This window comes from Polaromonas sp. Polasp52 (genome assembly GCF_059491565.1).
Window position 1 is genome coordinate 4,969,847 of the sequence record NZ_CP168513.1, and the last position, 25,241, is coordinate 4,995,087.

The window sequence follows — 25,241 nt, forward strand, 5'->3', positions numbered from 1 at the left end:
GAAGTTCTCCCTTGCCGAGATCAGAATTTGCCGTTCGCGTTCTTCCATTCGGCGCGCGGTGGAATGGTTTCTATGGTGTCCCAGTGTTCGGCGATCTTGCCGTTCTGCACACGGAACAGGTCGTAGAAGCTGCTCGGCTTCCCGGCAAAGCTGCCTTCGCTGGCTACCAGCACGAAATTGCCCTCGCCGAGCACGCGGTGGATGCGGTCGTACTTCATCGTGACGCCGGCCTTGGCCATGGCCTGCAGCGCCTGGCCGAGGCCGGACAGGCCGTCCGCGATCTGCGGGTTGTGCTGAACATAGTTGTCCCCGTCGTAATAAGCGGCAAGCTTGTCCATGCGGCCGTTGACGAGGATGTCCTCGACAAAGGACTTCACGAGCGCCTTGTTCGCGCCGGTCTTGTCCAGGTCCGTGGGCTGCGCAGGCCCGTCGACCATGGTGTGGCCGCTGGGGTTGGCCTTGGCCGGCGTTTCCTGCAGGTTGTCCCAGTGCTCGACGATCTTGCCGTCCTCGAAGCGGAAGATATCGAAGCCGATCTTCGGCCCGAAGAAGTTGTATTCGGTATGGGCAAAAACCAGGTCACCGTCCTGGAACACACGCACGGTGTTCGCCTTGGCCGAGCCCTTGGGCAGGGCCTGCAGCAGCGCCCCGAAGCCGGCCAGGCCGTCGGCGGCGGACAGGTTGTGCTGGATGTATTTGTTCGGGTTGATCACAGCCACTGGAGCGGCGTCGCCGGTTTCTATGGCTTTGAGCAAGGCGACGACTTGCTGTTTTTGCGGGCTCACGGATGGGCTCTCCTTGGATGCGTGAAGGGATGGCCTGCCAGCGCAGGCGGCAAGGCCGGTGATGGCCAATGCCGCTGCGGCCCAGCGAAACGCGCTAACGATGGTCATGGTGAAATCCTGGCAGGTGCTGATGGAAAAAATCGGTGGTGGCTTGAGGCCTTGCCGGTTCGTCATGGGTGATTTTGTTCATCTTGGGTGCAGTCGAAAAGATTGAATCGCCCCAATTAATGGTCAAAACCAGGATTTCCCAGGAAATCCACCCTAGACTCCCAAGTCATGAAAGCCAGCGCACCCCGCATTCCCGAGATCCATTTCAACAATCCCCGGCTGGCCAAGGTGGGCGTGGAGGCGATGACGCTGCATGAGCTCAGGCAACGCGCCAGCGCACGCCTGCTCTCGACACCGCAGCGTGTCGATTTCCACCACCTGCTGCTGGTTCAGGCGGGCCGCGCGCGGCACATGGTCGATTTCATTGAACATGGCCTGCAGCCCGGCTCGGTGCTTCTGGTGCGGCCGGGCCAGGTGCAGCAATGGCATATGGCCGATGAACTGCAGGGACAGCTCACCTTGATCTCGGCGCAGGCCCTGGCCCCCGCGATGGACATGTCGGCCATGGACAAGGAGTTGCTCGCCCTGGACCAATGGCCCAGCGTTTCCACGCCTGGCCGGGACCTGTTTATTGAAGCCATGGCCGACAGCAGCAGGCTCAGGGCCGACATCGACCGTTTCGACGGCAGCCTGGGTTATGCCGCCCTCATCCGGCACGAGGTCCTGGCCATGCTTTTGCGGCTGGCCCGCGTGCTGCGCGGCCAGGCCGGCACACCCGAGGCGGCGCGGGAAGCAAGGGTGTATCAGCTGTTCTGCCGCGAGCTGGAGTCGCACTTCAGGACACGCCCCAGCGTGCTCGACATGGCCGGGCGGATAGGGTTTTCGGAAAGCACCCTGTCACGCGCCTGCGTGGCGGCCGCCGGCCGGACCGCCAAGGAGGTGATCGACCAGCGCATTGCACTGGAGGCCAAGCGCCTGCTGGTTCACAGCCCGGCGAGCATCGCGGAGATAGCGCATGAGCTGGGCTTTACCGAGCCCACCAATTTCGTCAAGTTCTTCAAGCGCATCGCACTGGCCACGCCGGTGGCATTCCGCAGCGGCCATCGCGCTTCCTGAGCGTCTTCCAGGCGCCGGGCCTCAGCCGCCCTGCCCGGCCGCCGCCAGCTTGCCGGCGCTCTCTTCCGACCAGCCGCCGCCCAGTACCTTGTACAGGGTGACCAGGTTGGCCATTCGCGAGAGCCGTGTGCCTATCAGGTTTTGCTGCGCGCTGTAGAGCGAGCGCTGGGAATCGAGTACCGCGAGGTAGCTGTCGACGCCCTGCGCAAAACGCGCGCGCGACAGCGTGTTGCTCTCGGCCGTGGCATCCACCAGGGACTGCTGCGCCTCCAGCTGGTCACCCAGCGTGCCGCGCTGGGCCAGCGCGTCCGACACCTCGCGAAACGCGGTCTGTATCGCTTTTTCGTACTGGGCGACGTTGATGTCGCGGCTGATCTTCGCGATATCCAGGTTGGCGCGGTTGGCCCCGCCATCAAAAATCGGCAACGATATCTGCGGCAAAAAGCTCCAGGTGCCCGAACCGCTCTTGAACAGGCCGTCCAGGTCGGTGCTGGACGAGCCGGCCGAGGCGGTCAGGCTGATGCGCGGGTAAAAAGCCGCCCGCGCCGCGCCGATGTTCGCGTTGGCCGACTTCAGCTGGTGCTCGGCCTGCAGGATGTCGGGCCGGCGCTGCAGCAGCGCCGATGGCAGGCCGGCCGGCAGCTCGGGCAACGCGTTGAGCGAATCGGACAGCTTGGCGGGCAGCAGTTCGTCCGGCACCGGCGAGCCCACCAGCAAGGCCAGCGCATTGCGGTCCTGCGCCACCTGCGCGGTGTAGCGCGCCACGTCGACGCGCGCGGTGTCCACACTGGTCTGCGCCTGCCGCAGCGCCAGCGCCGTCAGCACGCCGACCTCGAAGCTGCGCTGGTTGAGCCGGTAGGACTCGTCCTGGCTTTTGAGCGTGTCCCGCGCCAGGGCCAGCCGCTCCTGGTCGGCGCCCAGGGTCAGGTAGGCGTTCGCCACTTCGGCCACCAGGCTGATGTGGGTGCTGCGGCGTGCCGCCTCGGTCGCGAAAAACTGCTCCAGCGCCTGCGCGCTCAAACTGCGCACGCGGCCGAACACATCGAGCTCGTAGGCGCTGACGCCCAGGTTGGCGCTGTACTGGCGGCTGATCTCGGGGTTGCCCGGCTGCCGCAGCTTGTCGGCAGTGCGGGTGGCGCTCTGGCTGGCCGTGGCATTGACGCCCGGGTAGAGGGCGGCGTCCTGCACACGGTATTGCGCGCGCGCCTTCTCGATGCTGAGCACGGCCACGCGCAGGTCGCGGTTGTTGGCCAGCGCCAGCGCCAGCACCCGGCGCAGGCGGTCGTCGGCGAAAAACTCGCGCCAGCCGATATCGGCGGTCTCCATCGAAGAGGCCGGGGCGGATGCCGAAGCGGCCACCGGGTAGGCGTCGGGCACCGGCAGCGCCGGCCGTTCATAAGTGGGCATCAGGCTGCAGCCGCCCAGGGCGGCCGCGCAGGCCAGGGTGATCAAAGTCAGGCGGGTCATGTCAGCGTCCTTCCAGCAAGGGGGTTTCGGGATGCGCCAGCGGCTGCGCGGCTGCGGCTTTGGGCCGCCTGTCGAAAAGGCGGCGCACGACCACAAAGAACAGCGGCACAAAAAAGATGGCCAGCACCGTGCCCGAGACCATGCCGCCGACCACGGCGGTGCCCAGCGCGTTCTGCGCGCCGGCCCCGGCGCCCTTGCCCAGCATCAGCGGCAGCACGCCCAGGATGAAGGCCAGCGAGGTCATCAGGATGGGCCGCAAGCGCATGCGCGCCGCGGTGAGGGCAGCCTCGACCAGGCTCATGCCCTGGGCGTGCAGGTCCTTGGCGAACTCGACGATCAGGATCGCGTTCTTCGAGGCCAGGCCCACGGTCGTCAGCAAGCCGACCTGGAAATAGACGTCATTCATCTTCCAGCTCAGCAGCGCGCCCAGCAGCGTGCCCAGCACACCCAGCGGCACCACCAGGATCACCGAGAACGGGATGGACCAGCTCTCGTACAGCGCCGCCAGGCACAGGAACACCACCAGGATGGACACCGCGTACAGCAGCATGGCCTGGCCGCCGGCTTCGCGCTCCTGGCGCGAGATGCCGGTCCACTCAAAGCCGATGCCGGCGGGCAGCTTGGCCGCGTGGCGCTCCACCAGGTCCAGCGCCTGCCCGCTGGACATCGCGCCGGGCATGGCCATCCCGAGAATTTCGACCGAGGGCACGCCGTTGTAGCGCTCCAGCCGCGGGGAGCCCGAGGTCCAGCCGGCCTTGGCGAAGGCGCTGAAGGGCACCATCGCGCCGCCGGCGTTGCGCACAAACCAGTTGTCGATGTCGCCCGGCAGCATGCGAAACGGCGCATCGGCCTGCAGGAACACTTTTTTCACGCGCCCCTTGTCGATGAAATCGTTGACGTAGCTGCTGCCCCAGGCGGCCGAGAAGGTGTTGTTGACGTCGGACATGGAGAGGCCCAGCGCGCCGACCTTGTGCTCGTCGATGTCAAGCCGGAACTCGGGCGTGTCCTCCATGCCGTTGGGCCGCACGGCGACCAGGCCTTTTTCTTTCATCAGCGCATCCAGCAGCTGGTTGCGGGCCTGCATCAGCGCGTCGTGGCCGAGGTTGGCGCGGTCCTGCAGCATCAGGTCAAAGCCGCTGGCGTTGCCGAGCTCGGACACCGCGGGCGGCGCGAAAGCGAATACCGTCGCGTCGCGCAGCGCCTGGAAGTGGCCTATCGCCTTGTTGGCCACCGCCGCCGCGCTCAGCTCGGGGCGCGTGCGTTCGCTCCAGGGCTTGAGCTTGACGAAGGCGAAGCCCGCGTTCTGCCCGCTGCCGGCGAAGCTGAAGCCGGCCACCGTGAAGATCGAATCGACCGCGTCCTTCTGGTCCACCAGGAAGTGCTGCTCGACCTGTTCGATCACCTTCAGCGTGCGGTCCTGCGTGGCGCCGGGCGGCAGCTGCACCAGCGCAAACAGCGAGCCCTGGTCTTCGTCCGGCAGGAAACCGGCGGGAATCTTGGCGAACACAAAGCCCACCACCAGCCCAAGCACCGCGTAGCCCGCCATATAGCGCCAGCCGCGGCCCAGCATGTGGCGAACCACGCCCTGGTAGCGCTGGTTGCCGCGGTCGAACAGGCGGTTGAACGCGCCGAAGAAACCGGTGGTGGCCAGCGCATGGCCTTTTTCCACGGGCTTGAGCAGCGTGGCGCACAGCGCCGGCGTGAGGACAAAAGCCACCAGCACCGACAGCGTCATGGCCGAGACAATGGTGACCGTGAACTGGCGGTAGATCACGCCGGTCGAGCCGCCGAAAAAGGCCATGGGCACAAACACGGCCGCCAGCACCAATGCCACGCCCACCAGGGCGCCGGTGATCTGCCCCATGGATTTTCGCGTGGCCTCCAGCGGCGAGAGCCCTTCTTCGCTCATGACGCGTTCGACGTTCTCCACCACCACGATGGCGTCGTCGACCAGCAAACCGATGGCCAGGACCATGGCCAGCATGGTCAGGGTGTTCAGCGAATAACCGAAAGCCGCCAGCACACCGAAAGTCCCCAGCAGCACCACCGGCACCGCAATCGTCGGGATCAGCGTCGCGCGGAAGTTCTGCAAAAAGAGGTACATCACGACAAAGACCAGTACGATGGCCTCGACCAGCGTCTTGACCACTTCCTCGATCGAGATGCGCACAAAAGGCGTGGTGTCGTAGGGCTTGATCACCTCCACGCCGGGCGGGAAGAACTTGCCGAGCTCCTCTATCTTCGCGTCGATGCCGCGCACCGTGTCCAGGGCGTTGGCGCCGGTCGCCAGCTTGATGGCCAGGCCGGCGGCGGGCTTGCCGTTGAAGCGGCCGACGGTGGCATAGCTCTCGCTGCCCAGTTCGATGCGCGCGACGTCGCTCAAGCGCACCGCGGAGCCGTCGGCCTGCGTGCGCAGCAGGATGGCCTCGAACTCGGCGGCCGTTTTGAGCCGTGTCTGCGCGGTGATGGTGGCGTTGAGCTGCTGGTTTTTGACCGCCGGCAGGCCGCCGAGCTGGCCTGCGGAGACCTGGGCGTTTTGCGCCTGGATCGCGTTTTTCACGTCCAGCGGGGTCAGCTTGAAGCTGTTGAGCTTGCTCGGGTCCAGCCAGATGCGCATCGCATAGGAGGCACCGAACAGCGTCGTGTCGCCCACGCCCTCGACACGGCTGATCGCGTCCTGCACATTGGCCGCGACATAGTCCGACAGGTCGGCGTCGGTGAGCTTGCCGTCCTTGGACACAAACGCCAGCACGTTCAGGAAATTGTTCGCCGACTTGGTGACCTGCACGCCTTGCTGCTGCACTTCCTGCGGCAGCAGCGGCGTGGCCAGCGCCAGCTTGTTCTGCACCTGCACCTGGGCGGTATCGGGATCGGTGCCGTTCTCGAAGGTCAGCGTGATGGTGACCCCACCCGACGATTCGCTGGTGGAAGCGATGTAGGCCAGCCGGTCCAGGCCTTTCATCTTCTGCTCTATGACCTGGGTCACCGTGTCTTCCAGCGTCTTGGCCGATGCGCCCGGGTAGTTGGCCGAAATGGCGATGGCCGGCGGCGCGATGGTCGGGTATTGCGCGATCGGGAGGATTTTGATGGCCATCACCCCGCCCAGCATCACGATGATGGCGAGTACCCAGGCAAAGATGGGGCGGTCGATAAAAAAACGAGCCATGGTGTGAATCTCCTGGAACTCAGTTCGCCGCCACGCGCGCGACAGCAGCCACGGCCGGCGCGGCCGGGGGCACGACCTTGACGGCCTGTCCCGGGCGAGCCTTCTGCTGCCCCTCAACGACCAGGTGGTCCCCGGCCTTCAGTCCGGAGGTCACCAGCCACTGGTCGCCTACGGCGCGTTCGGTGGTGATGGCCCGTGATTCAAGCTTGCCGTCGGCACCGACCACAAAGGCCACCGGCTTTCCGGTGGCGTCGCGGCTGACTGCCGGCTGCGGCACCAGCAGGGCCTGCTCGCTCACGCCCTCCTCCACCACGGCGCGCACATACATGCCGGGCAGCAGGTCGGCCTTGGGGTTGGGGAACACGGCGCGCAGGGTGATCGCGCCTGTCCCCTGGTCGACCGTCACATCGGAGAACTGCAGCTTGCCGTTCAGCGGGTAGGTGCTGCCGTCTTCCAGCAGCAGCTTGACGACGGCGGCATCCGCGCCGCCGCGCTTCAGGTCGCCCTGCGCCAGCGCATGCTTGAGCCGCAGCACCGCGCTGCTCGATTGCGTCACATCCACATAAATCGGGTCCAGCTGCTGCACCGTCGACAGCAGCGCCGACTGGTTGGCCGTGACCAGCGCGCCCGGCGTCACCGACGACTTGCCGATGCGCCCCGAGATCGGCGACGTGACGCGCGTGTAAGCCAGGTTGATGCGCGCGCTTTCCAGTGCCGCCTTGGCCGCGGCCACATCGGCCTCGGCCTGCTGCAGCGCGGCCGAGGCGTCGTCCTGGTCCTGCTGGCTGACCGCCTTGATGGCGACCAGCTCGCTGTAGCGCTGCGATTTGAGCCGGGTCGCGCGCAGGTTGGCTTCATTCCTGGCCAGCGTGGCGCGGGCATTGTCGTAACTGGCCTGGTAGCTGGCCGGGTCGACCTGGTACAGCGCCTGGCCGGCTTTCACTAGGCCGCCCTCCTCGAAATTGCGCGTCTTGATCAGTCCGGTGACTTGCGGACGCACTTCGGCAATCTGGTAAGGCACGGTGCGGCCCGGCAGCTCGGTGTTGAGCGCGAAGCGCTGCGGCTGCAGCACCTGCACGCTGACCTGTGGCGGGCCCGAGGCCTCGGGTGGGCCGTGAGGCGGATCGCCGCAGGCGGCGAGCAGCACCGGCAACAAGGTGAACGCCGCGGCGCCGCGGGCCAGGGAAAGAATCGAAGACATGGGCAAACTCCTTGAATGAGGCGGAATTGGACAATCGGGATTCGGCGACCCATTCCGTCGGATCACCACTTAAACATACTTGTGAGTACATTTTAAACATTGACCCATTTGGGGTGTCAAGCGATAATGAACTCATCAGTTCAAAATAAAAGGGTTGACATGAGAGTAAAAACCGAGGCAAAGCGCGAATCCATCCTTGAAATCGCCTCGCAGGTGTTCCAGGAAATGGGTTACGAACGCACGTCCATGGACGAGATCGCCGCGCGCATGGGCGGCTCCAAGGTCACGCTGTACGGCTACTTCCCGTCCAAGCAAAACCTGTTTCTGGAAGTCGCCGCCTATGCCGGCGCGCGCCACCTGGGGCCGGCCTACGATGAATTGACGCCCGGCGGCGACGACCTGCCGCGCATGCTGCGCCGCTTCGGCGAGAAGTTCCTGTCCTTTGTCTGCACGCCGGAGGCCACGGGCACCTACCGCATGGTGGTGGCGCAATCCGGCCAGTCCGACATAGGCCGCAGTTTTTTCGAGCTGGGACCCAAGCGCGGCGAGGAAACCGTGACGGCCTTCATCCAGTCCGAAATGGACGGCGGCCGCCTCAAGAAAAAGGACGCGTTGGTGGCGACCATGCACCTGACGGCCCTGTTGATGTCCGAGACCCAGCACCGCATACTGATGAACGCTGCGCCGCCGCCCACGCGCCAGCAGATCAAGCAGATGGTGGATCGCGCGGTGGTGGTGTTTATGGAGGCGTATGGCCTGTGAACACCGGACGGCGGTCGGTTATTCCGGCCGCAGGCCTTCATACGCGCGCTGCAGCAGCTCGCGTATGTCGCCGCGCTGTGCCTGGCCTATGGGGCGCGGGTTCCAGTAGGGGTTGCGGACCGCGAGATCGGCCGCATGGTCCAGGTCTGAGGCCTGCATGCCGATATCTTTGAGCGCCACCGGCGCGCCGTTGTCGCGGGCCAGGTCAAACAGCCCCGCCGCCGCGCTGGGGCCGCCCGGCGCTCCCAGGGCGCGGGCGATACGGGCCATGGCTCTGGGCGCGGCCCCGGCATTGAAGGCCATGGCCTGGGGCAATATGACGGTGTGCACCTCGGCGTGCGGCAGGTTAAAGCTGCCGCCCAGGGTGTGGCACAACTTGTGATGCAGGGCCATGCCCACGTTGCCGAGCACGATACCGCAAAGCCAGGCGCCGTACAGCGCCTCGCCACGCGCATCCATGTCGTCGGCACTCCGGCAAATTCCGGGTAAAGCCTGCGCAATGGCGCGTATGCCCTCCTCGGCCATCAGGTCCATCACCGGGTTGCTGTCTTGCGCATACAGGCCTTCGGCAGCATGGGCAATCGCATTCATGCCGCTGGTCACGCTCAGTGCCACGGGCAGCGTCAGGGTCAGCACCGGGTCGTAGATGACTGTCCGCGGCAGCACGCGCGACTCCCTGCCGGTCTTCTTCAACCCGGCTTCGGTGATACCGTAGATCGGCGTCATCTCGCTGCCGGCATAGGTGGTGGGAATCGCCAGGATGGGCAGGCCTGAATCCAGCGCGATGGCCTTGCCCAGCCCTGTGGTGGAGCCGCCGCCAATGGCAATTGCGCAATCGGCACCCAGCCGGCGCGCTTCTTCGCGCGCCTCGCGTGCCGTCTCCATCGGCACATGCATCACGGCTTTCGGGAAGATGCCGGCGGCCCGGCTCCCCAGGCGTTCCGCCACCATCCGCGCCTGGCTTTGCTGCTCGGGTGTGCACAACACCAGCGCTTTGCGCGCGCCCAGCAACTCGATTTCCCGTTCCAGGTGCTGCAGGGCGCCAGCGCCGAACACCACGCGCGAGGGTTGGCCGTTGTAGATGAACTCCTTCATGGCCTGGCCGGGTTGAGCACAAAGTCATACTCAACGAGGTAGCTGCCGTCGGGCTGGGACTTCCAGTCAGCGACCAGGGACTGGCGCACGCCGAACACGGCGTCCGAGTCGAGGTAGGCATCGTCGCTGCGGAAGACATGCGTGATCAGGGTTTCATAGCCCTCAGCCGTAATCATGAAATGCAGGTGGGCGGGCCGCCACGGATGGCGGCCCGCAGCCTTGAGCAGGTCGCCCACCGGGCCGTCATGCGGTATGGCATAAGGCACGGCCAGGATGGAACGGAAGTGGTAAGCCCCCTGTGCATCGGCATGGAAGGTTCCGCGCGCCTGCGCATGGTCGATCTCCACATGCTGCACGTCATACAGGCCCTCCTCGTCGGACTGCCAGACATCGATATGGGCGCCCGGCACGGGTTCGCCTGCCGCACCGCGCACCGTGCCGCGCACCAGGCAGGGGATTCCGCGCGCGCCGTTGGCGATGTCCGCCCCAAGTTCATAGTGCGGCGCGCCCTCCACATGGAAGGGGCCGAACACGGTGGCTTCGGTGCAGCCCTGGGGCTTGTCGTTGTTGATGGCCACCGTCAGCATCGACAGGCCCAGCACGTCGGACAGCAGGATGAATTCCTGGCGCCTGTCGTCGGTGATGTGGCCGCAGCGCGTGAAGAATTCAATGCCTTTGAACCACTCCTCCTCGGTGAGCTCGACCTCGCGCGCGAAGGCATGCAGGTGTTTCACCAGGCTGGTCATGATGTGTTTGAAGCGCGGGTCCGAAGCCCCGGCATGGCGCGCGAGCACGGCTTCGGTGATGGTGTTGCGGTCAAGATTGCGCATGGTGGCTCTCCTTTTCTTCAGTCCAACTGGAGCTGTGTCTGCCGTGCAATCATCCCCCACTTGGCAAAATCCTCGCGATTGCGCTTCTCCGATTCCTGGGGCGTTCCGGCCTCCACGCGCAGATCCATTTCCGCCAGCCGCGCCTTGATGGCCGGCGCCATCAAGGCAGCGCGCACGTCGCGCTGGATTTTTTCCGTGACTGCGGCGGGCAGGCTTGCGGGCGCCATCAGGGTTTCGAAGAAAGTCGCGTCAAAGCCGGCATGACCGCTCTCGGCCACCGTGGGCACCGCGGGCAAGAGCACCGAGCGCTCTTTGCTGGAGACGGCGACCGCCTGGAGCCGCTTGCTCTGCACATGCGGCAGCACCACGGAAGAGACGATAAAACCGCAGCCGACGTGGCCCGCGAGCACGTCCTGCGCGGCCGGCCCTGGCCCCTTGTAGGGCACGTGAGTCTGCTTGGTGCCGGTGGCCGCCAGCAGCATTTCCATGGCCATGTGGCTGGGCGTTCCGGGTCCGCCGGAGGCGTAGGTGTTGGTGGCAGGAAGCTGGGTGAACTTGGCGAGCGTGTCGACGCCGGAGGCCGGGTTGCAGACCAGCATCTGGTTGAAGCTCGCAAAGTAGGTCACCGGCTTGAGCGACTGCCGCAGGTCGAAACCCAGTTTTTTGTAGAGATGCGGATTGATGGTGAGCACGGTGTCGGGGCCGACCAGCAGGGTGTGCTCGTCCCTGGCCTGGGCCACCTCTCCCGCCGCGATATTGCCGCCTGCCCCGGGCTTGTTGTCGACGATGACGGGCTGTTTCCACATCGCTTGCAAAGCCGGTTGGATCAGCCTGGCAATCACGTCCCCCGGCGTGCCGGGCGGAAATGAGGCCACCATGCGCACAGGTTTAGTGGGCCAGGTCTGGGCGTGCGCTGGTGCGAGCAGCGCCAAGGCCACCGCAATGGCCGGTAGCGGGAAAAATTGGCGGATGATGGCTTTCATTCAAGTTTCCTTGTGGATGTTGTTGTCGGTGTTGCTTTTGGTGCTGTTGTTGGTACTGCTATCGGCCCGTGACGCGCATCAGCACGGCCGTCGCATCGTTCGCCGCCGCACCGCGCCAGGCGACGATCTGGTCGGGACGGATCAGCGCCAATGGCGCCTCATACAAGTCGCGCAGCGAGGCCTGCGGCAGCCGCAGCACACGCAGGTCGACGCAAAGCGCCCGTGCGGCGGTTTCGAAGGCGGATGTCGAAGGCGCATCGGGGCCCAGCGCAAGCAGGGTCCATTCGCTGTGGAAGCCATCAAACAGCGAGCTTCCGTCGTCCAGCCAGGCATGCGGCGGGCGCCCGCCCGGGCTCGCGGTGGCGGTGTAGCTGTTGGGTTCATCGGGCGGCAACGGCACGCCGTCGCCGGCGATGATGGGTGAGCCGTCGTAGCGGCCGCCGAAGGTGACGCCGGGAATATTGAATTCCAGCCTGGCGTGTTCGCCGAAGTAACGGGCCGCGCGCTCGCGCTCGGCATCGCCCTGCTCTGAGGCCTCGTCGAGTTCGGCCCTGGCGACGAACAGGCCCACCGAATCGGCAAACTGCCGGGCGTAGCCGGTGTTGCGTTCAGCCAGGGGCTTGCGCTCGGCCGCATAGCTGTCCAGCAGCGCCGCGGGCGCCTGGCTGCGCAGCACGCTGGCGAGCTTCCAGCCCAGATTCACCGCGTCCTCGATCGCGGTGTTGTAGCCCAGGCCGCCGGTCGGGGTGAAAAGATGCGCCGCATCGCCGGCGATGAACACCCGGCCCTGCTGGAAACGCTGGGCAACGAGTGCGTGGCCGGCCAGCCAGGTGCCCATCGACAGTATCTCGATCGGAAGTTCCACGCCGACGGCCTCGGCGAAAACGCGCCGGGCGTCGTCCTCCGTCCAGTTGTCGGCATCCTCCCCGGGCCGCAGCGCGGCATGGAAGGCGTATTCCGACACACCGTCCACCGAGGCCATGAAGGAACGCCGCTGGTGGTTGACCGCGACATACATCCAGGCCTTGGGATGCTGAAGCACCGAAAGAAAAGCCGGCGCGCGCAGGTAGATGGCGAACATCTTGCCGCCCATGAACTCGCGCTGTATGCCGGTGACGCCGCCCCATTCGATGCCCAGCTGGCGGCGCACAAAGCTGCGCGCGCCGTCGGCGCCGACCAGGTACTGGGCCTTCACTTCCTGCGGCGGGCCGCCGGCGCTGGGGCGGACGGTCGCGCTCACGTCGCTGTCTTCTTCAGCGAAACGCTCCAGCGACCAACCATAGCGCAGCTCGGCCGAGGGCCAGGATTCGGCATGGCGGCGCAAGGCCTGCTCGACGAATTTCTGCGACACGCGGTGCGGCAGTTCGGCCGCGCTCCATGAGCCGCCCATAGACTTGATCTTGACCTGCGCCTCGGCCGCGGTGGGCAGACTGATGCGCGAGAGTTCGTGCCGCGCATAGCGCGTGAAGTAGGCGATGTCGGTGGGGTGGTCGGCGGGCAGCCCAAGCACCCGGATCTCATGGGCAAAGCCCAGGCGCCGGAAGTGCTCCATGGTGCGGGCCTGGGTGGCGTTGGCTTGCGGGTTGAAGGCGGTGCCGGGTTTGGCATCGACCACCAAGCAGCGCACGCCGCGGCGGCCCAGTTCATTCGCGAGCATCAGGCCGCATGGGCCGCCGCCGACAATGAGGACATCCGTCCGCAACGGGAGAGTGGAGGCTTCGGGGTTTGTGGAGTGCATGCCATATTGTCAGGCCAGCCTGACCAATTCGGCAACAGGCATCGGCAGGCATCTTTTAGGTGCTTACCCTAGGGGCATGCGCCCGCGCGAATCGCTTTCTTATTTTTCAGGCGGGCCGTACCAGCGCAATGCCGCCTTGACGGACCGCAGGGAGTCGGCCCCAATGTTGCGGGCCATTTCTTTTTCGGCCTGGCGGACCGCGTCGCGGAAATCGTTTAACCAGACCAGTCCTTGGGGCGTGAAGTACACAATCCGCGCGCGCCCATCCAAGGGGTCCAGTTTTCGGGCCACGATTCCGAGGGTTTCCAGTTGGGCCACGAGTTCACTCATGGACTGCTTGGTCACCGCGGCGCGCTGAGCCATGTCCGTGAGGCGCGTGCCCTCAATATCCAGATGGCGGGTCGCATTGATGTGCATGGCCGTGCTCTCGGTATGCCCGGCCTGCGCCAGAAGCTCGATGACGCGCGCCTCGAAATGCCGCAAGGCATTGCTCAAGAGACGGCCTATGTTTCCGTGCCGCCAGCGGTCGTCAATGTCATCGGATTTCTGGGTTTTGACTACTTTGTTGGACGAAGCGGCTTCCCGGGTCATGGCGGCAATTGCAAAGTTGGAATGCCTCAGGATACGACATTGCCACGCACCGAGGACGCCGGTGAGGTACTGAGCCCGCAGGATCCGAGAAGGCGCCCGTGTGATCGCCCCGACCCATTCGGCCGTGAAAACACCTGATTGAGGCAGGTTCTTGATGGCCGATCGCCCGCGCGCGAGCGACCTGCCGCCCTCATCGACGACCCGGAAAGTAAACCACCATCCGGGAAGCCGGGTCAGGCTCCGACGCAATCCAATGCCGCAAGGCTCAAGAACAATCTCCTACGCGGCGTGCCCGCACAGTATGCTGGATTGAGCGTGCTGCAAAACCCATTTTCAGCTCCAGCGCCTCTGACAGGTCCACCTGTTCCGGCGAGATGAAGATTGCGCTGCCGGCCCCAGTCAGTGTCGGATTTGTACAAGTGATCTCCCAAGACGATTTAGGGCCATCCCGACGCACCGGGGAGTAGTCGCACTTGGGGGCTGGCTTCGAAGTATCGTCACTCGGTGGCGGTGAGGCTTCGATCAGCGTCTTTTCGGGAACGGGCCCCAGTGCTTCCGCCGAGAGGCATATGGTTCGAACGCGTTCCGCGTCGCCACCAAAGGGCAGGCCCTTGTAGGCGCCTGTCAGTTCCCATTTCCCGGGCCTCACAGGCACCTGAGCGAACGCGCCGGCATGTACCACTATCGCCAGCCAGAAGGCTGATCGCACTTGAATCCACTTCATGATGTCATTCCTTTGTTGAAAACACATTAGTCAAAGAGGCCAACGCCTACGCCTGCAAGCAATGGCTGCAATCAACCTGGTCTGCATTGGCATACGAAATTGCAGGTACGGACTCATCGCGCGGCACCGAAGTGGCAGACCCGACCGGTGCAACCGGAGCGAAAGGCACGGGTGCCGGCACCAGTGGTGCAGCAGGCACCAGCCGGACTGGTGCGACTGGTGGCGGCACGAGCGGTATCACCGGCGGGATCATGCAGGCAGACAGTGATGCCGATACACCGGCTGCGAGGAGAAGTCTTACGACGGACCGAGGTATGGGCAAGGTAGCGTTCTTCGAAGAGGCATTTGTCTTTTTCATTTCTCAAGTTCCTTCAAGTTGCATCCTTCGTTGAATGGGAAAGGCGAGCCCACTGGGTCAGATTCCGGCAACTACGAGCTGTTCACCGACGTTTCCCAACCCAACTATGAAAAGGCGCCGCACGCAGAGTTGAACGGTCAGCGAATCCGTGCTTCGTCAGGCGATGATCGGTCAAGTTTCTGTGCAACAGCATCAAAGGTAAGTTCACCCAGCTTCGTGGCAGCCGTCTCAATGCCGAGAAATGGAATGCGGTAGTAAGACTCCAGCGGTAGCTGTTTTTCATTAACCATCGCGACTGCCTTAATCTCGTCTTTGAGTGCAAACGCGAGCGGCCCGGCAACGAGCGAAACGGAACGCATAGCCAAGCCCCGTTCCGTGTAGCCTTTGATGGTCAGGGTCATTTGTGCATCACCTGTGATAGGAACACCCGCCTTTTTTGCCGCCGCCGCATAACCAGCACGGATCAATTCCGGCACCGCGGGTCGCACCTGGCATTCCCCGCAGTCGATGACGACAGAAATTGGCGGCATGCTTTTCGGGAACGCCTTTGGTGACTTTGACGCCTCCGTTGCACAGCCCACCAACAGAAACGCCACGGCCATCGATGCCCATATGGCCGGAGGAGAAAAACGGCTCATGTGCCATGTGCTTTCATGGGTTCGAGTCCCAGCATCGGGCCAGGCCCGGGACCCGGTATCGGACCGCGGGGCAAAGGCAGGCAGGCGGACAGCAGTAATGCCGCAGCCACCGCCCCGACAGAAAGCTTCAAGACGGACCGAATTTTCGGCATAGCAGGCGTCTTCGGCGAATCAGTAGTTTTTTTCACTTCTTAGTTCCTTCAAGTTGGATCGTTCACTTACACGGAAAGGGGTAGGTCACCTGGGTCAGGTTCGATAACGGAATTTCGTTGGTGGTCGGTACGACTTGCCCTGCGCGAGACGAAGCGCCGACCGGCTTGAAGCAGGTCGTCCACATAAGTGAAAACGACAGGCACGACGAGCAGGCTCAACACCGTCGATGTCAACAATCCACCGATGACCACGATCGCCATCGGTTGGCGGAAACTGGGCTCGGCACCGAGGCCCAGTGCATTAGGCAGCATGCCGGCACCCATCGCTACCGTGGTCATGACGATAGGCCGAGCCCTTTTGTGACAGGCGTCGATGAGTGCGTCCAGGCGTCCGAGGCCACGTTGGCGGCGCGCCAAGACGGCGTACTCGACGAGCAGGATTGAGTTCTTGGTGACGACGCCCATCAGCATCAGCACGCCGATCACGACCGGCATCGAAAACGCTTGGTGCGTCATCCATAGCGCGAACAGTGCACCGCCCATGGCCAGCGGCAAGGCGGCGAGGATGGTGACGGGCTGCAGGAAGTCGTGGAACAACAGCACCAACACGGCGTAGATGCAGAACACGCCGATCGCCATCGCTATGCCAAAACTCTGAAACAACTCGCTCATGCGCTGCACATCGCCCTGGTCGACGCTGCGCACGCCAGCCGGCAGAGAGCGCAACACCGGCAGTGCCAAGGCTTCGCGCTGTACGTCGCCGATCGCGCGACCGTTCAGTTCCACGGTCAGGGTGACATTGCGCGACCGATCGAGGCGGTCTATCTGCGAAGGACCGCTGCCGAGCTCAACGTCGGCCACCGAGCCCAGGCTCACGCTCCCCTTGCTGCCCGGCACACGCAGGTTATTCACCATATCAAGGTCACCGCGCATCGCGGGGTCCATGCGCACGCGGATAGCGATCTGCCGCTGTGGCAGATTGAGCTTAGGCAGCGCCGTCGAGTAGTCACCGTAAGTGGCGAAACGGACGGCGTCACCGAGCGCTTCGGAGGTAACGCCGAACGATGCAGCCCGTGCGCTGTCGGGCCTTATTTGGATCTCCGGCCGTTGCAATGCCGTACTCGACGTAACGTTGCCTATGCCCTTCAAGGTACGCAGTTGCGTCTCCGCCTCGGCGGCAGCACGTGCCAGCGCCTGCGGGTCATCGCTGGCGAGCGTGATCTGCAGCGCCTCGCCGCTGTTGCCTCCACCGACCGTGACACGCGCACCCGGCAGGCTGCGAAGGACTTCGCGCATCTTCGCTTCAACACCCGACTGCTTGAGTTTTCGTTCACCACGCGGCACAAGATCCACGGTCAAGGTTGCGCTCGTCAAGTCCGCAGAAGACGTCATTACCGGCCCACCGCCACCGGTCGCCGTACCGGCCGAAATGAAGACACTGTGTACTTCGGGCAGCGTACGCAGCAGTTCGGCGGCACGCCGACCGGTCGCCGCGGTCGCATCCAGCGTGCTGCCCGGTGCGAGTTTGAGCGTCACGGTGCTTTGCGCCTTGTCCTGCGCCGGCATGAAGCTGGTCGACAGAAAGGTCGCGGCACCGATCGCGGCGACGAAAAATAGCACCACAGCGACCATGGTGGCTTTGCGGCGCGAAAGCAGAACATGTACCCAGCCAAGGTAGCGCGTCATCAGCGGGCCATCGGCAGCGCCGTGCTCACCGGCTTGCAATGGCTTGAGCAGGTAGGCCGCCATCATCGGCGTTAACAAGCGCGCCACAAGGAGCGAAACCAGGACCGCGACCGATGCGGTGACACCGAATTGACGAAAAAACTTGCCTGGGATGCCGCTCATGAACGCGGTCGGCAGGAACACCGCGACCAATGTGAAGGTTGTTGCGATAACCGCGAGGCCGATCTCATCGGCCGCCTCCATCGCCGCCTGGAATGGCGTCTTGCCCATGCGCAGGTGACGCTCGATGTTTTCGATCTCGACGATCGCGTCATCGACGAGAACCCCGACGACAAGCGACAGAGACAGCAACGTGATGGTGTTCAGCGAGTAGCCGGCGAGCGCCATAAAACCGAAGGTCGGTATGATCGACAGCGGCAATGCGGTCGCCGAAATAAAGGTGGCGCGCCAGTTGCGCAAAAAACACCACACGACAACAATCGCGAGGAGCGCCCCTTCGAGCAATAGATGCATCGATCCCTCGTAGTTGTCCTTGATCGGCACCACCGTATTGCTCGCCTCGACGATCTCGACTTCGGGGCGTCCCTGCTGGAAGCGGCTGATCGCGACGCGCACCGCGTCGGCGACACCAACATCTGAATAGCCACGCGAGCGAGTCACCTGAAAGCCAATGACTGGTCGACCGTCGCGGAATGCAAGCGTTGTTGGGTCTGCCTGGCTGTCGCTGATACGCGCGATCTGGTCCAACCGTACATATCGTCCATCGGCCATCGGAACGGTTATCGCGCCGACTTCAGCCGGCGTTCCAACGGTCGCTATCATGCGCGTAGATTGCCGCAAGCCGCCAATGTCACCCTGCCCACCTGAACTGTCTTTCTGCGTCGCTCTCAAGCGTGCCGATACATCCGATGGCGTCACTCCCAACCCCGCCATCAGCGTCGGATCGAGGTCGACATGTACCTCGCGATCGATACCGCCCACGCGGGAGACTGATGCAACGCCTTTCACCGCAAGCAGCGCCTTGGCAACATCGTTGTCGACGAACCAGGACAGATCTTTCTTGTCCAGCCGGGCCGATTCGATCGTATAGGTCAGAAAGGCCGCCCCCGCGGCCGTGAGCTTCGAGACTGTCGGTGACGCCATGCTCGCGGGCAGATCGGCACGCGCGCTGTCCACCGCATTGCGCACCTCGCTCAAGGCCTCCTCTCCGTTCTTGTCAATCTCGAAGCTGGCGCTGATCGCCACAGCTCCGTCGGTGATCGTCGTCACGACGTGGTCAAGTCGGCTCAGCGAAGCGAGCTTGTCCTCGATCTTGCGGGCCACCTCGGTTTCAAGCTGTGAGGGAGCGGCCCCTTCCAGCGTTGCCGAGATCTGAATCGTCGGCAAGTCCATGTCGGGGAAGTCCTGGATCTGCAAGTACCGGAAACCTATGAGTCCCAATGCAGTCAGCAACACGAAGAGCAGCAGCGCCGGCACCGGATTGCGGATAGACCATGCGGAAAAATTCATCGCATGGCTCCCTGCGTAGCATCGGCACGCTCCGCAGCAGAGACCACGGTCACCCGCGCGCCCTCAGAGAGGAATGCCCCACCGTCGGCGACGACACGGGCCCTGGTCGGCAAGTCATCCACCTCCACGCGGTTTCCTTGCCGACGGCCGATTTTCACCGGACGACTGTTGACCTTATCGCCGGATCCGAGCAGATAGACATACGCGCGCCCGTCGCGCAACGTTACGGCCGTCTGGGGCAGCGTCTGTGCCGGCACGGGATCGAACTCGATAAAGCCGTTGGCGAACATACCGGCACGTGCCGCGCTGCCGGCCTGCAGGCTGACGTAGACTATCGCGCGACCGGTGCCGGTGCTGAGCGTTGGGCTAACCAGCCGCACGCTGCCATCGACCCGCTCGCCGTTCGGCAGGGTCACGCGCGCGGTCTGGCCGGTCCGCAACGCAGCCACCTGACGAGCATCGAGCTCAGGCCGCCATTCAACGCGACCTTGGCGTACAAGGCGAAACAGCTCAGCACCAGCGCTGACGACATTGCCGACCACCGCGGACTTCGACGACACTATGCCGTCGTCGGCGGCGACCACTCGCGTCTGCTTTAGTTTGAGCTTTATGCTGTCAAGCTCGGCCTCGGCCGACGCGAGATCGGCTCGCGAGATCGCCTCGCTGGCATGATAGTCCTCCACTTTCTGGACCGATAGCGCACCGCTGTCCCCGACGCCCTTCGCGCGCTGCAAGTTGGATGCAGCCTGCTCCAGCGTTGCGCGCGCACGCGCGACGACAGCGTTCTGTTTACGCAGATCGGCCTGCAAGCTGTCGTCGGCCAGCCGCGCGAGCAAATCCCCTCGCTTGACGTTCGCCCCCACGTCAACCAACAACTCAACAATTCTCAGCCCCCCGGTCTCGGGGCTAACGATGATTTCCTGCCAGGCGGTGAGCGGTCCACTGCCTTGCACGATCTGCGGCCAAGTCTCAACCTCCGTCGTAACAACGTTGACCGCCAGCACGCTCGGCGCCTGTACTTCCGGTGCTGCCGCTACGGGACTCTCAATCCACATAGCAAGACCTATTGCCGACAAGGCAGTCAGTCCGATCGCACCGGCGTGCAGCGTCCTTTTTGCGAATTTCTTCATAGCTTGGTCCTTGATGCTTCGGTCAATGCGGCCGGCGGTGATGCCGGAACGCCCGGTTGCCAGCCCCCGCCGAACGCCTTGTAGAGCGCGATCCAGTGTTCGACGCGGTCGCGCTGGAGGGTGATCACGTTGATCTCGGCGGACAGTGCTGAACGGCGCGCCTCCTCCAGCGTCAGCAGACTTTCACTGCCGGCGCGCCAGTTCACTTCGGTAGCACGGAAGTAGCGCCGATAGCCGTCGGCGGCGCGTTCGGCTTCTTCGGTGCGGCGCGCCGTGCTGTCCAGGTTGATCAGCGCCTGTTCGACCTCTTTCACCGCGGTACGCACGCCCTGGCGATAGCCGGCGAACGCTGCCTGATAGCCGGCCCGCGCCGTATCGACTGCGGCACGCCGCCTGCCCGAATCAAAGATCGGAAGCGACAGCGAGGGGCCGACAGACCAACCCGTGAAGGATGAAGCACCCGCTGCAGCCGAGACGGAGATCGACCCAGAGAGCGACAAGCTGGGATAGAGGTCAGCCTGCGCCACTCCGATCTCGGCACTGCTCGCCGCGAGTTCACGCTCCAGCGACGCGAGATCGGGCCGCTGACGCAGCGCATTGACCGGCACACTCTCTACCGCCAGTCCCGCTGGCCTGGGAATACCGCTACCGCCGGCCAGGAGTTCGCGCAACGCGGGCTCGTCCTGCCCGGTCAGGTCAACCAGCGACTTGATCAGCAGATCGCATTGCGCACGCTGCGAAAGCAGCGTCGAGCTCGCGTTCGCAAGACTGGCGTGCGCCAGGGCCACATCGGCCTGAGCACTGAACCCTAGCCGCACGGCCATGGCCGTCGCTTTCTCGGTTGCGGCCGTCGAGGTGCGTTCGCGTTGGTATGCATCGGCCAGCAGCACGCAGGCGCGATACCGCACATAGGTATCGGCGACCTCGGCGGCAAGCGAGATTCGCGCGTCGTGCCAGTCCGCTTCTCGCGCATCGGCGCGAGCGGCAGCGGCCTCGGTATTGCGTCGCACCTTGGCAAAGAGATCGATTTCCCACGCCGCGTCCAGGCCGGCGCTGCGCGTCGTGCCCGTCGTTGCGGTACCCGGTATCGATTGCTGGCGGGACCGAGTGAGCGAGACGCTGCCGTCAACACTCGGCAAGCCGCCCGAACGCGCCGTGCTCAGTGTGGCGCGGGCCTTCTCTATACCTGTCCAGGCTTTCATGAGGCTTGGGCTGTCAGCCTCGGCCAACGCAATGAGCCGTGCCACGGCTGGATCATCGAATTGCTGCCACCAGTTGCGCATCGCGTCGACGTCGCCCCCATGCGGTAACACGGCCTGCCAGGCTGCGGGGGCGATCGGAGCGGGCCCAGAGTAGATTGGGCCGACCGCGCAGCCAGCGAGCGTCAGGCTTGCAAAGACTGGCACCAAGAAGGTGGCGAAGGGGGGGGACAGGGAAGCACGCATAAGCTGGAGTGATCAACAGAGGTTCGGCGAATGATAGGAATTCCGTCCGTTCAGCGCGGTCCAGCAACGTTAAGCAGGGTAAAGATCAGTACCGCGACGTGCGTCGCGTGCCAAAACAACGGGATAATTTCGACATATTTCAGGACGACTCAACCATGCACCGCGTACTCCTCGTCGACGATGACGTCGATCTCACCGAGATGCTGTCGCTGTACCTCGAGCACGAAGGCTTTGACGTTCATGCGGTTCACGATGGTGAAGAAGGTATTGCGGAAGCGAAACGGAGTGTCTACGCCATCGTCGTGCTCGATGTCATGCTGCCGCGCATGTCAGGCATCGAAGTGCTTCGCCGCATCCGCACAATCAGCGAAGTACCGGTGTTGATGCTCACAGCACGCGGCGAAAATATCGACCGCATTGCCGGGCTTGACATGGGCGCGGACGACTACGTACCCAAGCCCTGCACGCCGGGCGAGCTGGCGGCGCGCATCCGTGCCATCCTGCGCCGTACCGAGGCACGTGAAACAGCCAGCACCACATCCAGCCCGCGTGTGTTGCAGGTGGGCGAACTGATGCTCTGGCCCGGCAGCCGGCGCGCACAATGGCGCGGCCGGCCGCTTGACCTGACGGGCACCGAGTTTTGCCTGCTTGATGTGCTGGCGCGCCATGCCGGGCAACTCATCAACAAGGAAGCCATCTCGCAGCAAGCCTTCGGCCGGCCCCTGGCCCGGTTTGACCGCAGCATCGATGTGCACATCAGCAGCATCCGCCAGAAACTGGGCGCGCGGCCGGACGGCCTTCCGTGGATTCAAAGCGTGCGCGGTATGGGCTACCAGTTGCTGGAGGACTGAGTTCACAAACCGCACTCGAACACGCTGGTCCAGCCCACCGGTGCAATCGGCTGCAATTTCCTTACCGAAAAGGATTTCCCATGACACCCAACAAGCCTTTCGGCCGGCTCTTCTGGAAGTTTCTGCTCGCGCTGGCCACGAGCATGGTGCTGTCGATCGGCGGCACAGTGGGCTTCTTCTTGTTCACCGGCCGTACGCCACCACCACCCGTCGGCATGCCCATGTGGGGGCTGGTACCAATAGTGCCGGTGGTATCAGCCGTTGTCGCGGTGCTCCTGATCAGCCTTGTATTGGCGTGGTACCTGTCACATCCGCTGCGCCACCTGAGCTGGGCGCTGCGCCGCCTGTCCGAAGGCCGGCTCGACACCCGGGTCGTGCCGCTGATGAGTGGCCGGCGGGACGAGATTGCCGACCTGGCACGCGATTTCGACCATATGGCTGCGCGGATCGAGCAGCTGGCACAGGCCAAGCGCACGCTACTGCACGACATTTCCCACGAGCTGCGCTCGCCGCTGACACGCCTGCAGGCCGCCATCGGCTTGCTGCGTCAGGACCCGGCGCAGGCAAGCGCGATGATCGAACGCATCATGCGCGAAAGCGAGCGCTTGGAGATGCTGATCGAAGCCCTGCTGACGCTGCACCGGCTGGATGCCGGCCCCACAGATGCACCCGCGCAGCGCGTTGACGTCATCGAACTGCTGCAGGCCATCGCCGACGACGCCGATTTCGAGGCCCGTGCTTCGCGGCGGACCCTTCGCTTCGAGGCGCCAGGCAGCTTTGTCACCAACGCGTACGGCGAGCTGCTCTATCGCGCTTTCGAGAACGTCATCCGCAACGCCTTGAAATACAGTCCCGCAGGTAGCGAGATCGAGGTTCTTGTCCGTATTTCGGAGGGCGACGGCATGCTTGTGACCACTGTGCAGGACCGTGGCCCCGGCGTACCGTCCGAAATGCTGGAGGCCATCTTCGAACCGTTCACCCGGGTCGCGGGCAGTGAATCGGTTCGCGGCACCGGCTTGGGCCTCGCAGTCGCGCGCCGGGCCATGTTGCTGCATGGCGGCAGCATAGCGGCCACGCTGCGCGAAGGCGGCGGGCTGGTTGTCACACTTTCCCTGCCGCGAAACAACTGATGGTCGCGGCGAACGATCCACATAACTTCTGGCGCTTGTCTTTTGAGACCGTTGTGCTGATGAAGCTTCCCATTCTTTCAATTCTGTTCGCATCAGTGATGCTGACCGGCTGTTCCACACTTCGCCCCTGGCAGAACGCTGCGGCGCCACAGCCAAGTTCACATGGCGCCGGCCCGCCTGGTTATGGCCCGGAAGATACGGACAAGCGATCCATCGTGGCGGCGCTGACGCTCTCGGGTGGCGGCGCTCGCGCCGCCGCTTTCGGGCTAGGGGTTCTGCATGAACTGAAAGCAACCCGCTTTGTCTGGGAAGGCAAGGAAACGACATTGCTGGATGAAGTTGGATTGATCAGCGGGGTCTCGGGAGGCAGCATCCTGGCAACCCACTACGCGACCTTCGGTGACGAGACACTGACCCGGTTCGAGCCGGATTTCCTCCTGAAAAACTTTCAGGGCGACTTGATCCGGTCGGCGCTGTCGCTGTCCCGTTTCCCCAAACTGATGTCGCCGTGGTACGGCCGAAGCAATTCCCTGGAAGAGAACCTGGGCGTGTTGTACCGCGGCAGGACTTTCGGTGACCTGGCTACCCGGAAACGGGGGCCGAGGCTGCTGATCACGGCGACTGATCTCACAACAGGCTCGGCATTTGAATTCACCCGTGAGCAGTTCGCGCTGATCTGTTCGGACCTGGACAGCGTGCCCCTTTCGTTCGCGGTTGCCGCGTCATCCGCGGTCCCGCTGGTACTAAGTCCCATGACCCTGCAAAACCACGCCGGATCCTGTCCTCGCTTGCCTCCGGCCAATCCCGGCGGGGCCGGGTTGACAGCGACCAACTATCGAAGCCGGATGATGAAAGCCAGCGCGGAAAGCTACATGGACGCTCAGGAACGCCCATTCCTGCATCTCGTCGATGGAGGATTGGCCGACAACCTGGGCATCAGGGGACTGCTTGACCGGGTAGTGGCGACAGGCTCCATTCAGGACAGCTTTCGCGACTGGCCGCCCGGTTCCATCCACAAACTGATTCTCATCGCGGTCAATTCGGAGCGCGCTCCGGCCGACCGAATCGACCAGAGCGACCTCGTGCCGACTATCGCCCAGGCAACGGGCGCATTGCTGTTCGGCGCAGGATCTCGCTCAACCCAGATGGCTTTGGCAATGCTGGAGGATGATGTTCGGCGCTGGAACGAGGAGCTGGAGCGCCATCGCGGCGCCAGCGACAGCCCATTTGCTTCCGACGCGGAGATTCACGTTATCAGCGTGAGTTTGCGAGACGTGCCGGATACCGAACGGCGGCGTCTGGCGCTACGTGTACCGACAGCCTTTACGATAGATGCCCCTGACGTGCAATTACTGCAGGAATCCGCACGCGAAGTATTGCGTCGATCGCCAGCGTTCCAGCGCCTGAGCCAGGATCTCGGCGCGCCCATACAACAACCGGTCCCGTCAGATGAAGGCGCACCCGCTCTTTAAAGATATGCCAGTTGAGCGCATTCTGCTGGGGTCGGAAAGTTTTCCGGGCGCCCAGCTCAGTGTCTCGGACCAGAGGCGTTAGCCGCGTCCAGGTCGTCGGTCTGGCAGTCGATCACCAGAGTAGCCAGCCAGCTTTTGTGCATGGCCTGTGCCTCAGAACTGGTCGAGAAGTTGCCTCAGCACGGGCGCGATAAGGAGTACCGCATAGCCCACCAGGTGCACCGCGGCGATTGCGCAGACACCGAGCGCCAGGCCGAGCAGCAGCTCGGTGGTGCTGGAGGCTTTTTCTTGCTCTTCCCCGGGCGTGGGGGCCTCGATCACAGGGGGGTGGATGAAAGTGTTCATGCCGCATCATCCGAAAACA

The 25,241-nt window shown here is 64.0% G+C and carries 20 protein-coding genes; 5 read left to right on the top strand and 15 right to left on the bottom strand.

What is annotated here, in order from left to right; genetic code table 11:
* Positions 1-20: 20 nt before the first annotated feature.
* Complete coding sequence (locus tag ACEN9P_RS23265; protein ID WP_495620601.1) at positions 21-959, bottom strand: nuclear transport factor 2 family protein; 939 nt, start codon at positions 957-959, stop codon at positions 21-23.
* A 102-nt stretch (positions 960-1,061) separates the two neighbouring features.
* On the opposite strand from ACEN9P_RS23265, the gene ACEN9P_RS23270 reads away from it, so the two are divergent.
* Entirely contained in the window at positions 1,062-1,949 is an 888-nt protein-coding gene (locus ACEN9P_RS23270; protein WP_477664575.1) for a helix-turn-helix transcriptional regulator, read from the top strand.
* A 21-nt stretch (positions 1,950-1,970) separates the two neighbouring features.
* On the opposite strand, the gene adeC is transcribed toward ACEN9P_RS23270, so the two are convergent.
* From adeC to ACEN9P_RS23285, 3 genes are read right to left on the bottom strand one after another with little or no spacing between them, the layout of a single operon-like run.
* A complete protein-coding gene (gene adeC / locus ACEN9P_RS23275) occupies positions 1,971-3,416 on the bottom strand; it encodes an AdeC/AdeK/OprM family multidrug efflux complex outer membrane factor (RefSeq protein ID WP_495620602.1) in 1,446 nt (481 codons plus the stop codon).
* 1 nt (position 3,417) lies between these two features.
* Positions 3,418-6,582 (bottom strand): efflux RND transporter permease subunit, encoded by a 3,165-nt coding sequence (locus ACEN9P_RS23280; RefSeq protein ID WP_495620603.1) that lies wholly within the window; start codon positions 6,580-6,582, stop codon positions 3,418-3,420.
* A 19-nt stretch (positions 6,583-6,601) separates the two neighbouring features.
* Positions 6,602-7,783 carry an efflux RND transporter periplasmic adaptor subunit gene (locus ACEN9P_RS23285; RefSeq protein ID WP_477664578.1) on the bottom strand — a complete coding sequence of 394 codons (1,182 nt, stop codon included), beginning with the start codon at positions 7,781-7,783 and terminating at the stop codon, positions 6,602-6,604.
* Positions 7,784-7,942: 159 nt separating this feature from the next.
* Here ACEN9P_RS23285 and ACEN9P_RS23290 point away from each other — a divergent pair, with 159 nt between their 5' ends.
* Positions 7,943-8,545 (top strand): TetR/AcrR family transcriptional regulator, encoded by a 603-nt coding sequence (locus ACEN9P_RS23290; RefSeq protein ID WP_477664579.1) that lies wholly within the window; start codon positions 7,943-7,945, stop codon positions 8,543-8,545.
* An 18-nt stretch (positions 8,546-8,563) separates the two neighbouring features.
* On the opposite strand, the gene ACEN9P_RS23295 is transcribed toward ACEN9P_RS23290, so the two are convergent.
* From ACEN9P_RS23295 to ACEN9P_RS23340, 10 genes are all read right to left on the bottom strand, one after another.
* A complete protein-coding gene (locus ACEN9P_RS23295) occupies positions 8,564-9,640 on the bottom strand; it encodes a maleylacetate reductase (RefSeq protein ID WP_495620604.1) in 1,077 nt (358 codons plus the stop codon).
* Positions 9,637-10,470 (bottom strand): intradiol ring-cleavage dioxygenase, encoded by an 834-nt coding sequence (locus ACEN9P_RS23300; RefSeq protein ID WP_495620605.1) that lies wholly within the window; start codon positions 10,468-10,470, stop codon positions 9,637-9,639. Before ACEN9P_RS23300 ends, ACEN9P_RS23295 begins: the two co-directional genes overlap by 4 nt.
* Before the next feature lie 17 nt (positions 10,471-10,487).
* Positions 10,488-11,453, bottom strand: coding sequence for a Bug family tripartite tricarboxylate transporter substrate binding protein (locus ACEN9P_RS23305; protein WP_495620606.1), 966 nt, complete (start codon positions 11,451-11,453; stop codon positions 10,488-10,490).
* A gap of 58 nt (positions 11,454-11,511) precedes the next feature.
* Positions 11,512-13,110, bottom strand: coding sequence for an FAD-dependent oxidoreductase (locus ACEN9P_RS23310; protein ID WP_495620607.1), 1,599 nt, complete (start codon positions 13,108-13,110; stop codon positions 11,512-11,514).
* Between the two features lie 180 nt (positions 13,111-13,290).
* Positions 13,291-13,782: a MarR family winged helix-turn-helix transcriptional regulator gene (locus ACEN9P_RS23315; RefSeq protein WP_495620608.1), complete on the bottom strand. Its 492-nt coding sequence runs from the start codon at positions 13,780-13,782 to the stop codon at positions 13,291-13,293.
* A 265-nt stretch (positions 13,783-14,047) separates the two neighbouring features.
* Positions 14,048-14,506 carry a DUF3617 domain-containing protein gene (locus ACEN9P_RS23320; RefSeq protein WP_495620609.1) on the bottom strand — a complete coding sequence of 153 codons (459 nt, stop codon included), beginning with the start codon at positions 14,504-14,506 and terminating at the stop codon, positions 14,048-14,050.
* A gap of 495 nt (positions 14,507-15,001) precedes the next feature.
* The gene (locus ACEN9P_RS23325; protein WP_495620610.1) at positions 15,002-15,502 is read right to left on the bottom strand and encodes a hypothetical protein; all 501 of its coding nucleotides are present in this window, start codon (positions 15,500-15,502) and stop codon (positions 15,002-15,004) included.
* Between the two features lie 218 nt (positions 15,503-15,720).
* Positions 15,721-18,849, bottom strand: coding sequence for an efflux RND transporter permease subunit (locus ACEN9P_RS23330; protein ID WP_495620611.1), 3,129 nt, complete (start codon positions 18,847-18,849; stop codon positions 15,721-15,723).
* Positions 18,846-19,979 (bottom strand): efflux RND transporter periplasmic adaptor subunit, encoded by a 1,134-nt coding sequence (locus ACEN9P_RS23335; RefSeq protein WP_495620612.1) that lies wholly within the window; start codon positions 19,977-19,979, stop codon positions 18,846-18,848. The genes ACEN9P_RS23330 and ACEN9P_RS23335 overlap by 4 nt, the downstream gene beginning before the upstream one ends.
* Positions 19,976-21,424 carry an efflux transporter outer membrane subunit gene (locus ACEN9P_RS23340; RefSeq protein WP_495620613.1) on the bottom strand — a complete coding sequence of 483 codons (1,449 nt, stop codon included), beginning with the start codon at positions 21,422-21,424 and terminating at the stop codon, positions 19,976-19,978. The genes ACEN9P_RS23335 and ACEN9P_RS23340 overlap by 4 nt, the downstream gene beginning before the upstream one ends.
* 155 nt (positions 21,425-21,579) lie before the next feature.
* On the opposite strand from ACEN9P_RS23340, the gene ACEN9P_RS23345 reads away from it, so the two are divergent.
* The 3 genes from ACEN9P_RS23345 (at position 21,580) to ACEN9P_RS23355 (ending at position 24,877) form a co-directional block, all read left to right on the top strand.
* On the top strand, positions 21,580-22,275 hold the full coding sequence (locus ACEN9P_RS23345) for a response regulator (protein WP_495620614.1): 696 nt from the start codon (positions 21,580-21,582) through the stop codon (positions 22,273-22,275).
* 80 nt (positions 22,276-22,355) lie between these two features.
* Complete coding sequence (locus ACEN9P_RS23350; RefSeq protein ID WP_495620615.1) at positions 22,356-23,405, top strand: HAMP domain-containing sensor histidine kinase; 1,050 nt, start codon at positions 22,356-22,358, stop codon at positions 23,403-23,405.
* A complete protein-coding gene (locus ACEN9P_RS23355; protein ID WP_495620616.1) occupies positions 23,405-24,877 on the top strand; it encodes a patatin-like phospholipase family protein in 1,473 nt (490 codons plus the stop codon). The genes ACEN9P_RS23350 and ACEN9P_RS23355 overlap by 1 nt, the downstream gene beginning before the upstream one ends.
* A gap of 153 nt (positions 24,878-25,030) precedes the next feature.
* Here ACEN9P_RS23355 and ACEN9P_RS23360 read toward each other — a convergent pair whose 3' ends face one another.
* A complete protein-coding gene (locus ACEN9P_RS23360; protein WP_495620617.1) occupies positions 25,031-25,222 on the bottom strand; it encodes a hypothetical protein in 192 nt (63 codons plus the stop codon).
* Between the last annotated feature and the right edge of the window lie 19 nt (positions 25,223-25,241).

Coding starts and splice junctions, on each gene's coding strand:
- ACEN9P_RS23265 (WP_495620601.1), bottom strand. CDS start 959: ATGACGAACCGGCAAGGCCTCAAGCCACCACCGATTTTTTCCATCAGC.
- ACEN9P_RS23270 (WP_477664575.1), top strand. CDS start 1,062: ATGAAAGCCAGCGCACCCCGCATTCCCGAGATCCATTTCAACAATCCC.
- adeC (WP_495620602.1), bottom strand. CDS start 3,416: ATGACCCGCCTGACTTTGATCACCCTGGCCTGCGCGGCCGCCCTGGGC.
- ACEN9P_RS23280 (WP_495620603.1), bottom strand. CDS start 6,582: ATGGCTCGTTTTTTTATCGACCGCCCCATCTTTGCCTGGGTACTCGCC.
- ACEN9P_RS23285 (WP_477664578.1), bottom strand. CDS start 7,783: ATGTCTTCGATTCTTTCCCTGGCCCGCGGCGCCGCGGCGTTCACCTTG.
- ACEN9P_RS23290 (WP_477664579.1), top strand. CDS start 7,943: ATGAGAGTAAAAACCGAGGCAAAGCGCGAATCCATCCTTGAAATCGCC.
- ACEN9P_RS23295 (WP_495620604.1), bottom strand. CDS start 9,640: ATGAAGGAGTTCATCTACAACGGCCAACCCTCGCGCGTGGTGTTCGGC.
- ACEN9P_RS23300 (WP_495620605.1), bottom strand. CDS start 10,470: ATGCGCAATCTTGACCGCAACACCATCACCGAAGCCGTGCTCGCGCGC.
- ACEN9P_RS23305 (WP_495620606.1), bottom strand. CDS start 11,453: ATGAAAGCCATCATCCGCCAATTTTTCCCGCTACCGGCCATTGCGGTG.
- ACEN9P_RS23310 (WP_495620607.1), bottom strand. CDS start 13,110: ATGCTCGCGAATGAACTGGGCCGCCGCGGCGTGCGCTGCTTGGTGGTC.
- ACEN9P_RS23315 (WP_495620608.1), bottom strand. CDS start 13,782: ATGACCCGGGAAGCCGCTTCGTCCAACAAAGTAGTCAAAACCCAGAAA.
- ACEN9P_RS23320 (WP_495620609.1), bottom strand. CDS start 14,506: ATGAAGTGGATTCAAGTGCGATCAGCCTTCTGGCTGGCGATAGTGGTA.
- ACEN9P_RS23325 (WP_495620610.1), bottom strand. CDS start 15,502: ATGAGCCGTTTTTCTCCTCCGGCCATATGGGCATCGATGGCCGTGGCG.
- ACEN9P_RS23330 (WP_495620611.1), bottom strand. CDS start 18,849: ATGAATTTTTCCGCATGGTCTATCCGCAATCCGGTGCCGGCGCTGCTG.
- ACEN9P_RS23335 (WP_495620612.1), bottom strand. CDS start 19,979: ATGAAGAAATTCGCAAAAAGGACGCTGCACGCCGGTGCGATCGGACTG.
- ACEN9P_RS23340 (WP_495620613.1), bottom strand. CDS start 21,424: ATGCGTGCTTCCCTGTCCCCCCCCTTCGCCACCTTCTTGGTGCCAGTC.
- ACEN9P_RS23345 (WP_495620614.1), top strand. CDS start 21,580: ATGCACCGCGTACTCCTCGTCGACGATGACGTCGATCTCACCGAGATG.
- ACEN9P_RS23350 (WP_495620615.1), top strand. CDS start 22,356: ATGACACCCAACAAGCCTTTCGGCCGGCTCTTCTGGAAGTTTCTGCTC.
- ACEN9P_RS23355 (WP_495620616.1), top strand. CDS start 23,405: ATGGTCGCGGCGAACGATCCACATAACTTCTGGCGCTTGTCTTTTGAG.
- ACEN9P_RS23360 (WP_495620617.1), bottom strand. CDS start 25,222: ATGAACACTTTCATCCACCCCCCTGTGATCGAGGCCCCCACGCCCGGG.